This is a genomic window from Bacillus cereus group sp. BfR-BA-01309, from assembly GCF_022664315.1.
Taxonomy (GTDB): Bacteria; Bacillota; Bacilli; order Bacillales; family Bacillaceae_G; genus Bacillus_A; species Bacillus_A mobilis.
Window position 1 is genome coordinate 193,313 of sequence record NZ_JAKUHE010000005.1, and the last position, 14,313, is coordinate 207,625.

Sequence of the window (14,313 nt, forward strand, 5' to 3'; positions counted from 1 at the left end):
CAGATTGTGATTTTAATCACTATTAACACGGTGTTTTTGTGAAAAATATATGAACATTGCACTTACAAAAGAAAATAAGCCAACTAGAATGCTAGCTAGCTTATTATTTAGACTGAATAGCTTGTTCAATTACCCTTATATCTTTCCCATCTCCAAATTCTGTATACCCCCAGATATTCGTTTCACCTCTATATTTATTTACGATAATATCTAAGTCATGGTATACACGATGTGCATAAACTACATACTCAATATTTTGAAGTTCCACACCTTTTTTTACAATTTCATAACTTCTATTTACATCGCGTTTTAATTTTCCATTCTTTATTTCCGTATGTATATTTTTTAAAGATGGTTCTTGTTGTTGAAACCATTGTTTAAATTGGTTCCAGTCCCCTTCTGTATAATTCTCTGCTTTACCATAATTTAAGAAATTATTATAACTTTCATGTGTCATACGAATAAAATCCAGTACTTTTGTCTCTTCTTGTACATCTTCTATTTGAGCTATCGTCTTTACCTCAGCAGGCTTATTCGCATAATGTAACAGAACTTTCATAAGACTATAACTCGCAATGATCATCACGATAATAATCCCCAAAATACTTAACAATTTTTTCATATACAGAACCCCTTCTCTACTAGAGATATTACAATGTAGTACTATACTTGTAGCATTCTCTCGTAGAAATATAATTCCTGTATAAATTCTTCCTATCATTTCGACAATATTTTTCTAGACATTCCTCGTTGGCAAATGTTCTTGTAAAACCATATACCCTTCATAAGCTGCGTAACCGAGTATAGCCATTAATCCGATATAACAAGCAAATACCGTCCATTTCGTTTTCATATCCACTTTATAATAGTTTTCCTGTTGACTCTTTTCTGTATTCCATTCCTGTAATTTTCTTTCTGACATTTCAAATGCTTCTCTTATACGAATTGTATGTGTTTCTTTTTCCTCTTCATATGGAACATAATCAAGTGGCTCAAACTTTGGTAAAAGGTACTCTAACACTTCAATTTTTTGAAGTTCTCCTGTTTTTAATTCTTTCTCTCTTTCTTTTTGTCTTAATACATTTATTTCATGTTGCATCATATATATATTCCGATGCACTGCACCCGTTTCTTTTAACTCCTCTTCAAGCCTTGCAACATATTCTTTCATTCCATCAATTCTATATCCTAATTCCTTAATCGGCTCATCTCGCTTTATTACTCTATATAATTCCATACAGCCGATAATAACAATAAATCCTCCCAAAATACTTTTAAAGTAAATGGAATAACCGAGCAATACAATAAGACCTGCTCCCCAAATCTTTGTACTTACAACTGAGATAATTCGTCCACCATCTAATGGAGAAACTGGGATCAAGTTAAAAAAGTTAATCATACTTCCAAGCAAAATAATTAATGCCCAAAATGGCTCTTTCGTTATTATATAAAGTGGAATTGCAGGTAAAAATGACAACAATCCGAAAAGGGGCCCCATATAGGCGATGTAAGCTTCATCTTTCGCATTTTTCGGCATCTCTTTCATCCCAATAAGAGCACCCATAAATGGAATAAATATTGCTGGTGATGTTGGTATACCTTTTCTTTTCGCAGCCCATAAATGGCCCATTTCATGGATAAACAACAAATAAATGAGCGCTACTCCAAATTTCCAACCATATATAACTGCGTATGCACCAAGTGATAGAAACATACTAAATACTGTTGAAAACTTTGCTAATTTAAAAATTGCAAATACCCACTTTAACTTAGAAAGTAAAAATAAACCTATGGCAACAATAATTCCCCATAATCCTTTTTTATTATTTTTCATATTCCTCTCCTTTATCTCTCATTAATGAATCATATTTATTCATTAAAGCTGGTTCTTTCTCTATTATGACATATTTTTTTCTATCGTTAGAAATAATGTTTATTTAATCCATTTTTAGCCAAAAATATAAATAAAAGGAGGTGTATACGAATGAATTTACAATCTCTCATAATAGGCGCTCTATCGTTTTTAGCTTCAACTCTTATTTTTTATACCGTTAGCTACGTATTATTATTAGATTTGTTGCCAAATCACGTATTTATTGCTTTAATCATCCTCTCCGCTCTTATGATTTCTTTTCTTATTACACGAAAATCAATGAATGAGCCATCTGCAAAAGCAAAGTAATAGAGAGGGGACTCCCCCTCTCTATTATCATTTCCTAGGAAAGGCCATATAGACTTTACATTCATCCCGTAATTAAACTTTCACTTTATCTTTGTAAATTCATTTTTTCACCATACTCTTTAACAATTTGAATGATATTTTGAAAAACACCTATTTTCTCTTTTTTACTATTTAATATTTTCAAATCGTAATTTTCATAATATGTTTCTAATGCCTTTAATTGTGATTCTGAATCATCTTTTACCTGCACAGTAGCATGCAATTCATACTGTTTATACCCTTCCTTTACCTTTTCTCCTAAAATTTTTTCACTCTCTTTTGCTCCAATTAATTTTTGAACTTTTTCTGGGAAAATGACTTGCAAATAATATTCTTGTTCCTTCTCTAACTTGTTGTATAGTGATTGTGAAATCGTATACCGTACCGTATAATTCACTTTTTGATCACCTGCTTTAATATGAAACGCGGTAATCTGCAAATCTTTTTTTGTTACTTCCGTTAAAGGACCGGCCTGCATCTCATCTTCTTTTTGTTCTGAAACATTTGGAAATATAGCTAACAGCTTTTCCGTATCTTTTTTATCTAGCATGTACATAGCGTTCTTATATTGTAACCACCCTCGTCTATCTTCTCCTCTTAGCCACGCATAATAGGTTTCTTTTTTTCCATCTCTACTAATTTGTATTTCATATTCCGGCTCACCAAAACTACCTGTTACGTCTTGTTTTTCCGCTTTATCTATAATGTCTATTACTAACTTAGCTTCTGATTCCTGTAACTTTTTCTCTTTATGTTTTTTTTGTATAACGGTTACCCCTATTGTTTCTTTCACTTCATTCACCGTCTCTTCTACTTTTTTTGTTTCTTTTTTTTGCTCAACTTGACTACAAGATGCTAGTAACATAGCAAACAACAATAATAATACATATTTCCTTTTCAACTTAATCCTCCCTTTACAATAAGAAATCCTTATACTCTTCATACAAAAAACAAAAACGTGACACACTATAAAATACGCTATACTAAACATTGAAAGGAGGTCTTTTTCATGTCCATTAATTTTCACGATGCAAATAATAAATACACATACGCACAGCGAAACGCCCATATTTCTTGGGGTGAAATGATCAAAAGTATTACAAATATACAAAACAAGCAAATAATCGATATCGGCTGTGGTGGCGGTATTTATACGAAAGAACTCGCCCTTATGGGAGCAACAAGTATTGTTGGGCTTGATTTTTCAAAAGAAATATTACAGGCAGCAAAAGAAAATTGTAGCGGTTTCCCGAACATTTCTTTCATTCACGGTGATGCACATAGCGTCCCATATCCTAATGAAACATTCGACATTGTAATTTCGCGCGCAGTGATTCATCATTTACAAGACATTCCTACATTTCTACGTGAAGCTTCTCGTATATTAAAGAAAAACGGTGTACTCATTGTACAAGACCGCACCATTGAAGATTGTACAATTCCAGGAAGCCCCGAACACATTCGTGGGTATTTTTTCTCCATCTTTCCAAAACTTATTGAAATAGAAGCAAAAAGGAGACCAAAAACCACCACGATACAACAAGAATTACAAAAATATTTCCTTCACGTGTTCCCTACTCAAACACAATGGGAAGTACGCAAAATACATGATTCTGTAGAAGCATTGTTACAAGATTTATCACCTCGAACAGGTCGATCCATTCTATACGAATTAACAGATCATGAACTTTCTCAACTTCTACAACAGATCCAGACCGCCTTACAAAACACCTCTCCTATCATTGAAAGAGATCGGTGGACAATTTGGAGTGCCATGAAATTGTAAGGAAGGAAGCCTCACAAAATAATGTGAGGCTTCCTTCCTTCATAATCTAATTTTGCAACACTCTTGATATCCTCCACTTCTGGCCTGTGCACTTCCACACTTCGGACATACTAAATATCTAGACTGATTTGTCAACAAACTACCTTTTTGAAAGAGTAAAACTTCTGCTTGTTTAAACGAACGCGAATAATATAACCACATAAAACCAATTATAGCAATAATGCCAAATAATACTCCCATCGCAAGCATTTCAGTCACCTCTTTTGGTTTGTTCTTTCCAGCAAGTGGATTGTTGTATTATTCTCTGTAAATTTAAACAATACCTTCTTTACTCCTATAAATATCAACTTTCTCTACAATTTTTACAATTCTCTACAAATTTTTACTCCCGTTTTACAATCCAACATTCCCTTCACATCAACGAATATCACATTGAATATTTCCTTATGTAAATATGCCTTTCAAAAAATATATTGACTTTCAAAAAAAAACATGCAACAATACTGTCAGAATACTTGAATAAAAATTCATTGACGAGAACGAGTACGTTATAGGACTGTCCCCCAGAGAGTTGGCGAATTGCTGAAAGCCAACGTTCAGTGCGTAGCCGAAAATCATCTCCGAGAAGTAGAACCGAATGTTACAGTAAGTTCTTACCGGCTGTCCCCCGTTACAAGGAACACGTATCATGTTGTACGTTGTAAAGCCGTATACATATAGACTCATTTCTACATGTATAAATTAGGGTGGTATCGCGGGTAAATATAACTCGTCCCTTTCTTTAGGGACGAGTTTTTTGTGTTCTTACAAATGAATTTAAAAAAGGAGGAAAAACAATGAACACTGTATCAAAAAAACACATTTTTTTCACGGGTCTTATGCTATTTTCTTTATTTTTTGGAGCAGGTAATTTAATTTTCCCTCCCATGCTTGGACAAAATGCAGGTGAAAATTTTTGGCCGGCAATGATTGGATTTTTACTAACAGGAGTTGGTTTACCCTTATTAACTGTTATTGCAATTTCTTTATCAGGAAACGGTATGCAACAACTCGCAAGTCATGTTCACCCATTATTCGGAATTTTCTTTACTGTAGTTGTATACATCGCAATCGGTCCTTCTATGGGAATTCCACGTGTTGCGAATGTCGCTTATGAAATGGGCGTTAGTTCCTTCTTACCAGAAACAATTCGCTCTAGTAACCTAGCACTATTTTTATACACGGTCGTCTTCTTCGCTATCGTATTTTGGCTTAGTTTAAATCCATCCAAACTTGTCGATCGCATCGGAAATATATTAACACCTATTTTATTACTTTCTATTTTCTTATTATTTGTTAAAAGTGTATTTACACCACTCGGGCAATCCGGACCTGCAATGCAAGAGTATCAAACTTCTCCAATCTTCAAAGGCTTTATGGAAGGTTACTTAACGATGGATACCATTTCTGCACTTGCATTTGGAATTATCGTTGTAAATGCCATTCGCTCTAAAGGTGTAAAAGATCGTAAATCCATTGCCATCGCAACAGCGAAAGCAGGACTTATTGCCGCTACTGGTCTCGTACTTGTATATGGTGCACTTGGCTGGCTCGGTGCAACTAGCGTCTCTCTCGGATATGCAAAAAACGGAGGACAATTACTTACTGTTATCGTACAACAATTATTCGGTCCATACGGTTTACTGCTATTATCTCTTATCGTTACACTCGCTTGCTTAACGACATGTGTTGGACTTGTATCTGCATGTAGTCAGTATTTCTCAACCTTACTAACTACATTTTCATACAAAATGTTCGCGAGCATCATTTGTGTTTTAGGATTATTAGTTGCCAACTTAGGATTAACAAAAATTATCGCCATCTCTGTTCCAATTCTACTTGTTGTATATCCAATTGCAATTGTTCTTGTTCTACTATCATTACTTCATAAATATTTCGGTGGATATCGCTCTGTTTATGTAGGTGCTTTAATTGGAGCAGCATTCGTAAGCGTATTTGATGGATTAAAACAAGGTGGTATTTCAGTTTCATTTATCACTCCATATTTTGAGTTTATCCCTTTATATAATGAAGGGATCGGCTGGCTCATACCAGCAGTAGCCGGAACTCTTATCGGCCTTATAATCGCTAAGTTAAGCGGTGCGAAAAAAGTGCCCTTACTAAACGAATCTCATGAAATAAAAGCATCCTAAAAAACTCCCTTTCGGGAGTTTTTTTACATTTGAAAAGCAGTATGGTTAAAACTGCTTATTTTATAAGCTTTCGTATAATAGTCGATATTTGTATCCACTGTTTCTACTTTGACAACATCGTAGCATTCTTCTTGTTTCACTAAAAATAAATAGTACTCTTCTGTCGCCTCAACAATTGCAATTTTATCTGTTTCCACATTATATTTTTCACAAAGCGCTTGCAATGCGTTCACATAATCCCCTAATTTTTTAGACTTATCCATGCCAAATATAGTTTGAACTAACATATACATTCTCCCCTTTGTATGTACTGTTAACAACTTAATGATAACGCTTACATTAATTAACGTCAATAAAAAGATTTGGCGCAAACTAATAAGCAGTGGGGATAACCCCCACTGCCTAAAGTTTCACTTTATCATTTCGTCAATTGATGTCTAAACGCATAAATAACCGCCTGCGTACGATCACTTACATTTAATTTATTTAATATATTACTTACATGTGTCTTTACCGTTTTAAGTGCAATAAATAGCTCATCCGCAATCTCTTGATTACTTTTCCCCTCTGCAATTAATAACAAAATTTCAGACTCTCTTTCTGTTAACTCCTCATGCAAAGGTTGTTCTTTCTTCTGACGCATACGAGACATCATTTTACCAGTAACTTTTGGCTCTAATACCGTTTCTCCATCATAAGTAGCTCGTACAGCGTCTGCTATATCACTCGCTCTTGATGTTTTTAATAAATAACTAGTCGCTCCCGCCTCAATAACAGGATACAATTTCTCATCATCTAAAAAGCTCGTTACAACTACAATTTTCGCTTCTGGCCATTCCTGAATAATAGCACGTGTTGCTTCAACCCCATCCATCTCGTCCATGACAAGGTCCATCAAAATAATATCTGGTCTTAATTGCAAAGCTAGCTCTGAACCTTTTCTTCCATTTTCAGCTTCTCCAACTACTTCAATATCTGGTTGCGTTGATAAATATGCTGATACACCCATTCGAACCATTTCATGATCATCAACTAATAATACTTTTATCATGACTCTCCCCCTCTCTCAATCATAATCGGTACTTTCACTTCTATTTGTGTACCTTTATTTGGAAAACTAAGTACTTTTAATGTACCACCAATTTCATGAACTCGCTCTTGCATTGATCTTAAACCATACGAACCAGCTTTATTAACCCCTACTTTAAAACCGACACCATCATCAATAATTTTCAATATTGCATATTGCTCAATTTTGCGTAGACGTACTTCCGTTTTCTTTGCTTTCGCATGCCTTAAAGTATTAGACAGCGCCTCTTGTACAATACGGAATAAATGATCTTCTACACCCTTTTTTAATTGAATTGGTTCAATTAACCATTCAATTTTCATATGTTGCTTTCTAGACAGTTCTGTTAATAATTCTTCTATACCCTCTGTTAGTTTCTTGCCTTCTAACTGCACTGGGCGTAGATGAAGAAGCAATGCTCTCATTTCTGACTGTGCATTTACAACCATATTTTCAACAAGCTGCAACTGTTTTTTCGTCATTTCTGGAATTTCAGCTACTTGTTCATTAATAGCCGACATCATCATTGACATTGCAAAAAGCTGCTGACTTACAGAATCATGCAGCTCCCTCGCTAATCGATGCCTTTCCTGGGAAATCGCTTCTTGTCTCATCTCTTCATTCCAATGAGCTCGTTCATTCGTTACTTTTTGAAAGAGTCCAGCTTGCTCCTCTAATCGACGAGCCAAAACGATTACTTTTCGTTCCACTTCATGAAATTCATCATCTGCCGTAAACGAAACATCGCTCGGAAAATTCCCTCGCTCTACTTCAAATAGAAACGTATTTAATCCTTGTATACGCTGCTCTATATAGTAACCGATTGCATATCCTACAATTCCCCCAATAAGTAAACTTGTAGTCATAATAAACAAGCCAATTGGAACAGAAGCGATGGATTCCTTCCATAATAAATCATACACTTGTTGCTCGCTTTTCCATACATATACAATTGTACAAATAAGTGCGATACTCACAGAGGACAACATAGAATAACGAATATACATCCACGAAATATTTTTTTGTTTTTTCATTATACTTTCCTCACTTCCGTATCGCCTACGACAAGCGAAGAAATAATTTTAATACGACGAGGAGCCTCTTTATACTGCTCTGTTCTAAATGTAACATTGCGGTTAAATCCTGTTTCTTCATGACCTGGCAGAAGCACTCGTCCGACAATAACAGAATGATTTAAAGACAGTTCAATATCATATGGCACATATAAACGGATATTACCAACGACACCGCGAATAACAATTACCGTCTCCCCTTCTGGAATCATAGCAGTTGTTAAATCTATTTCCACATCACAAGCACCATATTGAACATTAATATCCTCAAGTTCATAAATATGATCCATCATTCGTATATTCCCTACAAACATATTTTTTAAATACGGTTCTGTACGATATATTTGCTTCTCTTCGTCTATAATCCCTTTTTCTTTAATTTCAACCTTCATTGCTTTTTGCTGATGTCCCTGTTGAATCAGTTGATAACCAATTAAAGCTAAACATGCAAATACGACAAGAACAAATGCTGCTGAAGAAAATAAGAAGAATAAAAATACGATACCACCAACAAATAAAAATACATTTCCCCGTACGTAACGATTCTTTTTACGATAATGCCTTCCAAACATAAGCATAATAAATGCAAAAATGAGACCACCTGGTTCAAAATGTCCAAGTATCATATCAAGAAAAAGACCGAATCCAAATATGATGAGGAGCATCCCCATTAATTGTGTTTTTGAAAAATGCTTCTTCATTTCAGCTCCCCCCTTCTTTTCACATATACATAGAAGAAAAGGCATTGCTTTCCAACACCTTTTCTCCTATCACTATATCATAAGCCTGTTTTATAATATACTACTATTATTTTGTTAACTCTTTCGTTAACGATACATCATTCTTTTCTTTCATTTCACGCTCAAGCTTTGCAATCTTCATATCAAATGTGTCACGTTCATGCTCCTCATTCATACGAGTTTCTAAGTCACGAATATGATCTTCAATTTCTTCAAAGCGTAAGAACGGATTGTTTTCATCCATTTTATGCATCGCTGTATTCATACGACGATTTGCATGTGCCATATTTTCACGTGCCATTAGTTCCATGCGCTTTGCGTGCATTTCTTTTAATTTGTTTTTCATTTCAGAAAGACGACGCTCTAATTCATCGATTTGCTCTACAACACCTGCATACATTTCTTCTAATCGAGTTACTTGCCCTTCATAATAAGCTACTTCTTCTAATGCACGTTCGTGTAACTGTAATTCGCCTGCTTCTTGAGCGATGATAGCCTGTTTTGATCTTTTATTAACGAAATAACGTGCTTGCTCAAGCTCACGAGCGAAATTAGATTTTAATGTTTTATGACGCTGAATTAACTTCTCAATTTTTGTTGTTTCACGCTCACTATCGCGTAAATATTGGTTTAACATAGCGATTGGATTTTTTCTTTCTTTCTCATCTAACACATTATGAAAATCTGCTAAAATTGCATCGCGTACACGTCCGAATAAAGATTGTTTCATTATAATCTTCCTCTCTTCTACTTTATAAATTTGATTTGATTTTTATTAATTTTTTATTAGTTTTTCATTAACTTGTTCCACTCATCTTCAAAGTTGCTATATGGTTTAGAACTTTCTGGTGCAGAATCAACAACTACATTTTTTTCTTTTTTCCACTCGCGGTATCCGTAGTATAAAACTACTAATGCTGCGATACCGATTAGTGCTGGGGAATGAGAAAGGGCGATGGACAAGCCGATCAAACCAACAATACCCCAAGCTAACTTTCCAAAAAATGATTGTGCTCGCACAAATGATTTATAGCTCCAGTACACAACTCCTGCTCCAATTGCGAACCCTATAATACCAGCAAGACTGCCAAGAGCAATTAAAGCTAAAATACCAGCCGCGATAAACGCTAGAAATTGTTTCATCTTGTGCTTGCCTCCCTTCGATTTGATACTCTTATCTTAACTATTTTTTCATCTTTCCATAACGAGCTTAAGAACCGTTTTTAACTCAGACTTAAGACCGAGTCGCGTTCAGCCTTTTGTAAAAACTACGATTGGATAAGCTGATTCACTTTTTTATCGCACATAAAAAGCCGTACAGAGAATACTCTCTGTACGGCTTTCGTTACTATGCATAAACTTCATTTTTCATTATGCTGTTTTATGATACTCTTTCTTTCCCGTCACTTTAGAAAACCTCGGGAAACCAATTAATATAGAAATGATTCCACATACTCCAACTAAAATTGGATAAAACGCATATGGTAACAACTCAACCGGAGATAACGCCGCAAATCCTGCTGCTGTTAACATTTGGGCACCATACGGAATTAATCCTTGCACACAACATGAGAAAAGATCTAATACACTCGCTGATTTACGAGGATCAATTTCATATTGATCTGCAATGTTTTTCGCAAGCGGGCCTGTAAAGATAATAGAAATCGTATTATTCGCTGTACACATATTCGTCATACCCACTAAGCCAGCGATACCGAACTCCGCTCCTTTTTTCGAACGAATGTTACGCGTTAAAATATTCATTAAATATTGAATGCCACCATTATATTGAATCAGTTCGACCATACCGCCAATTAAAATAGCAAGTAATACTAATTCCATCATACCGCCCATTCCAGTTGTTACACTTTTAAAGAAACTCTCTAACGTGTAACTTCCATCTAAAAGACCAATAACGCCGGATAGTACAGTTCCACCTGTTAACACAATAAGTACATTCCAACCAAGTAGCGCTGTAATAAGTACTCCTGCATACGGTAAAATCTTTATCCAGTCAAAGCTATGCGCTTTAATCTGCGTATCGCTTCCTAAAGTAACGATTACTAAAAGTACAATTGTAATAATAGCCGCTGGTAATACAATTAAAAAGTTCGTTTTAAACTTATCTTTCATTTCTGTTCCTTGCGAACGTACAGCTGCGATTGTTGTATCTGAAATAAATGATAAATTATCACCAAACATCGCTCCACCAACAACAGTAGCCATCGTAAGTGCAATGGAGATATCAGTTTGCCCACTAATACCTACAGCAATTGGTGCTAATGCAGCTATTGTTCCCATTGAAGTTCCCATCGCTAATGAAATAAATGCCCCTATAACAAAAATTCCAGCTACGATAAATCCTTGCGGTAAAACGGATAACGCCAAGTTAACTGTAGAATCAACGCCACCCATCCCTTTTGCTGTTTCAGAAAATGCTCCTGCAAGCACAAAAATTAGAACCATAATCATTATATCTGGGTTCCCTGCACCTTTAGCAAATCGTTCTACTTTTACATTAAAGCTTTCTTTACGATTCATTGCTAAAGCGACCCCTACAGCAATTGAAATTGCTACAAGTATCGGCAATTTATAGAAATCACCTGTAATAATTCCAGAACCAATAAATAGCGCCAAAAATATCCCAAGTGGTAATAAAGCCAAACCATTTCCTCTCGTTTCTTTCAAAGTACCATCTCTCCCTAGTTTCAACCTTTTTCTAATGAATAACAAAAGACCTCTTCCAATGAGAAGAGGTCTTATACATCTATAAGAAACGCTCTTCTCATCTTTCAAGCACACGCTTGCTGGATTTGGCACAGCACTCTGAAATCGAGTCCGCTGCCGAGGCATCGTAGGGCCAGTCCCTCCGCCTCTCTTTATAAGAAGGTTTCATATTTATTTTTTAATAATAATTTCTTCCCTAACTTTACTCGCTTACAAAACAAAAGTCAATTATTTTTTGTATAGATTTTTTTGGTAATTATGCAAAAATTTGAATACAATAATCATTTTAACTTTTTGATTTCCTCTTCCAATATTGAGATCCAATAAAATTCACTATTTTTTATTGCATCTATGATCCATTTCGTAGTGTACCACGCTAACTCATACTCTTCTTTTGTAACATCGCCACTTTTATAAGCATCCTCTAGCTCATCTTCATCCAATATATACATTTTACCGTTTGGTAATAACACTACATCTAAATATAAATCATCAAAATAAGGTAAACCACGATCGTCTATGTCATATTCTTTCGCCACGTCAATATAATATTGCACTAATTTTTTCTGATCATCTAACATAGCTGTAATCGCAAAGTTTTTCCCGTCTATGAAATATTGAATCCACGTAAACTGATTCCCTGCAATACAAAGTTCTTTACCATCATATTCTTTACAACTAGGTTCTTTCACCTTTTTTATTTCCAGTATTCCTAGCATTCCCTCTTCTATGTGCTTAACCGTATAATCTTTCTCTATTAGTCGCTTCCACGAAGAACCGTCACCATATTTACGTTTCATTACGTTCGCTTCCCTTCTATATAGAAAAGCTCCCACATATTATGTGAGAGCTTTTTCAAATTATAATTAAGCTGCTTGCTTATTAGAAATTTCTTTCAAATAGGCCTGTCCTTTTTCCGCGTCATACTGACCTTCCCACTTAGACATAACTACAGCTGCTAAAGAGTTACCTACAACGTTAACTGCTGTACGAGCCATATCTAAAATACGGTCAATACCAGCGATGAAGGCTAAACCTTCAGCTGGAATACCTACTGTACCAAGTGTCGCTAATAATACAACGAACGATACGCCCGGTACACCTGCGATACCTTTTGATGTAAGCATTAATACAAGTAATAATGTAATTTGTTGTGTAATGGATAAATCAATACCGTACATTTGCGCTAAGAAAATAGCTGCAATTGCTTGATATAAAGTTGATCCATCTAAGTTAAATGAATAACCTGTCGGAATAACGAAAGATGTAATTGCCTTCGGACAACCGAACTTCTCCATTTTCTCCATGATTTTCGGTAAAACTGTTTCTGAACTTGCTGTAGAGTATGCTAAGATCAATTCGTCTTTTAAAATCTTAAAGAATTGGAAAATGTTAATTCCAAATATTTTCGCTGTAAGTCCTAATACGACTACAACGAAGAAAATCATTGCTCCGTATACTACAATTAATAATTTCCCTAATGGAATTAATGAAGAAAGACCAAATGTAGAAACTGTAACTCCAATTAGTGCAAACACACCAAATGGTGCAAATTTCATAACTTGGTTTGTTACGTAAAACATTGCATCAGCTACACCTTGGAAAAATTGAAGAACCGGTCTTCCTCTTTCACCAATTGCTGCTACACCTAAACCAAATAATACAGAGAAGAAGATAATAGCAAGCATATCTCCGTCAGCTAATGACTTCATAATGTTCGTTGGAACAATATTTACAAATGTATCTGCAAATGAATGACTTTGTACTTGCTCTGTCGTATGTGTATATTTTGAAATATCTGTCTTTGTTAACTGCTCCATATTTACGCCTTTTCCTGGTTGGAAAATATTCGCAATCAATAGACCGACAATAATTGCAATTGTTGTAATAATTTCAAAGTAAATAATTGTTTTTCCGCCTAGTCGGCCTAATTTTTTAACATCGCCAACACCAGCAACCCCAACAACAATACTTGCTACAACAATCGGTACAACGATCATTTTAATTAATCGGATGAAAATATCACCAATTGGTTGTAAGTAACTCACTACTGCCGGATTGCCAAAGAAAATCGCCCCAACTGCAATACCTAGCGCAAGTCCTATTAATATTTGCCATGCAAGTCCTATTCTTTTCATATTTGTTGTAACCCCCTCTTCGATGTGTCACTCTATCTCTCATTCTATCTCTATAAAACTTGAAATTAAGAGTATTACATATTATTCGACAATTCACTACATTTTGTCCCTGTTAAAAATCATAAATCAAAATTTAAAATCTGACAACAAAATAAGTTTGCCCGAACGCAAATAATTTTCTTGACAAAAATAAAACCCATGTCAGAAAACCTCACATGAGAACGATTCCTTATCAGTGTTTTATTGGATTCCTATCTACTATTTTACTATATAAAACAAATATTTTTCCTTCATTTTACAAATAAATCCAGGAATTACATCCTTATTGCACGAATAAAAAAACGCATCCAACATGACAATTATCATT

The 14,313-nt window shown here is 35.0% G+C and carries 16 protein-coding genes, 1 riboswitch and 1 other annotated feature; of the genes, 3 read left to right on the forward strand and 13 right to left on the reverse strand.

Annotated features, from left to right (window positions below; translation table 11 throughout):
- Nucleotides 1-103: 103 nt before the first annotated feature.
- On the reverse strand, nucleotides 104-622 hold the full coding sequence (locus tag MR115_RS11980; RefSeq protein ID WP_242241400.1) for a hypothetical protein: 519 nt from the start codon (nucleotides 620-622) through the stop codon (nucleotides 104-106).
- 114 nt (nucleotides 623-736) lie between these two features.
- Nucleotides 737-1,834: a site-2 protease family protein gene (locus MR115_RS11985; RefSeq protein WP_242241402.1), complete on the reverse strand. Its 1,098-nt coding sequence runs from the start codon at nucleotides 1,832-1,834 to the stop codon at nucleotides 737-739.
- A 150-nt stretch (nucleotides 1,835-1,984) separates the two neighbouring features.
- Here MR115_RS11985 and MR115_RS11990 point away from each other — a divergent pair, with 150 nt between their 5' ends.
- On the forward strand, nucleotides 1,985-2,182 hold the full coding sequence (locus MR115_RS11990) for a hypothetical protein (RefSeq protein ID WP_001053353.1): 198 nt from the start codon (nucleotides 1,985-1,987) through the stop codon (nucleotides 2,180-2,182).
- Between the two features lie 85 nt (nucleotides 2,183-2,267).
- Here MR115_RS11990 and MR115_RS11995 read toward each other — a convergent pair whose 3' ends face one another.
- Nucleotides 2,268-3,122 (reverse strand): YhfM domain-containing protein, encoded by an 855-nt coding sequence (locus MR115_RS11995; protein ID WP_242241404.1) that lies wholly within the window; start codon nucleotides 3,120-3,122, stop codon nucleotides 2,268-2,270.
- 108 nt (nucleotides 3,123-3,230) lie between these two features.
- Here MR115_RS11995 and MR115_RS12000 point away from each other — a divergent pair, with 108 nt between their 5' ends.
- Entirely contained in the window at nucleotides 3,231-4,007 is a 777-nt protein-coding gene (locus MR115_RS12000; protein WP_242241405.1) for a class I SAM-dependent methyltransferase, read from the forward strand.
- Nucleotides 4,008-4,046: 39 nt separating this feature from the next.
- Here MR115_RS12000 and MR115_RS12005 read toward each other — a convergent pair whose 3' ends face one another.
- Nucleotides 4,047-4,256 carry a hypothetical protein gene (locus MR115_RS12005; RefSeq protein WP_000880630.1) on the reverse strand — a complete coding sequence of 70 codons (210 nt, stop codon included), beginning with the start codon at nucleotides 4,254-4,256 and terminating at the stop codon, nucleotides 4,047-4,049.
- A 272-nt stretch (nucleotides 4,257-4,528) separates the two neighbouring features.
- Nucleotides 4,529-4,787: a binding site (T-box leader), on the forward strand.
- A gap of 56 nt (nucleotides 4,788-4,843) precedes the next feature.
- Between MR115_RS12005 and brnQ3 the strand changes: the two genes are divergently transcribed.
- Nucleotides 4,844-6,199, forward strand: coding sequence for a branched-chain amino acid transport system II carrier protein BrnQ3 (brnQ3, locus tag MR115_RS12010; protein WP_242241408.1), 1,356 nt, complete (start codon nucleotides 4,844-4,846; stop codon nucleotides 6,197-6,199).
- A gap of 23 nt (nucleotides 6,200-6,222) precedes the next feature.
- Here brnQ3 and MR115_RS12015 read toward each other — a convergent pair whose 3' ends face one another.
- The 9 genes from MR115_RS12015 to gltP form a co-directional block, all read right to left on the reverse strand.
- Complete coding sequence (locus tag MR115_RS12015; RefSeq protein WP_242241551.1) at nucleotides 6,223-6,561, reverse strand: DUF3922 domain-containing protein; 339 nt, start codon at nucleotides 6,559-6,561, stop codon at nucleotides 6,223-6,225.
- 56 nt (nucleotides 6,562-6,617) lie between these two features.
- On the reverse strand, nucleotides 6,618-7,250 hold the full coding sequence (locus MR115_RS12020; protein ID WP_000598709.1) for a response regulator: 633 nt from the start codon (nucleotides 7,248-7,250) through the stop codon (nucleotides 6,618-6,620).
- On the reverse strand, nucleotides 7,247-8,302 hold the full coding sequence (locus MR115_RS12025; protein ID WP_000744332.1) for a sensor histidine kinase: 1,056 nt from the start codon (nucleotides 8,300-8,302) through the stop codon (nucleotides 7,247-7,249). Before MR115_RS12025 ends, MR115_RS12020 begins: the two co-directional genes overlap by 4 nt.
- Nucleotides 8,302-9,042: a cell wall-active antibiotics response protein LiaF gene (liaF, locus tag MR115_RS12030; RefSeq protein ID WP_001980963.1), complete on the reverse strand. Its 741-nt coding sequence runs from the start codon at nucleotides 9,040-9,042 to the stop codon at nucleotides 8,302-8,304. The genes MR115_RS12025 and liaF overlap by 1 nt, the downstream gene beginning before the upstream one ends.
- A 106-nt stretch (nucleotides 9,043-9,148) precedes the next feature.
- Complete coding sequence (locus MR115_RS12035; RefSeq protein ID WP_001980961.1) at nucleotides 9,149-9,811, reverse strand: PspA/IM30 family protein; 663 nt, start codon at nucleotides 9,809-9,811, stop codon at nucleotides 9,149-9,151.
- Between the two features lie 56 nt (nucleotides 9,812-9,867).
- Nucleotides 9,868-10,224, reverse strand: coding sequence for a lmo0954 family membrane protein (locus MR115_RS12040; RefSeq protein ID WP_000808634.1), 357 nt, complete (start codon nucleotides 10,222-10,224; stop codon nucleotides 9,868-9,870).
- A 228-nt stretch (nucleotides 10,225-10,452) separates the two neighbouring features.
- On the reverse strand, nucleotides 10,453-11,769 hold the full coding sequence (locus MR115_RS12045) for a Na+/H+ antiporter NhaC family protein (protein WP_242241410.1): 1,317 nt from the start codon (nucleotides 11,767-11,769) through the stop codon (nucleotides 10,453-10,455).
- Between the two features lie 94 nt (nucleotides 11,770-11,863).
- A riboswitch (SAM riboswitch) is annotated at nucleotides 11,864-11,969 on the reverse strand.
- 120 nt (nucleotides 11,970-12,089) lie between these two features.
- Nucleotides 12,090-12,608, reverse strand: coding sequence for a ribonuclease FAU-1 family protein (locus MR115_RS12050; protein WP_242241412.1), 519 nt, complete (start codon nucleotides 12,606-12,608; stop codon nucleotides 12,090-12,092).
- A gap of 66 nt (nucleotides 12,609-12,674) precedes the next feature.
- Nucleotides 12,675-13,946, reverse strand: coding sequence for a glutamate/aspartate:proton symporter GltP (gene gltP / locus MR115_RS12055; RefSeq protein WP_242241415.1), 1,272 nt, complete (start codon nucleotides 13,944-13,946; stop codon nucleotides 12,675-12,677).
- Between the last annotated feature and the right edge of the window lie 367 nt (nucleotides 13,947-14,313).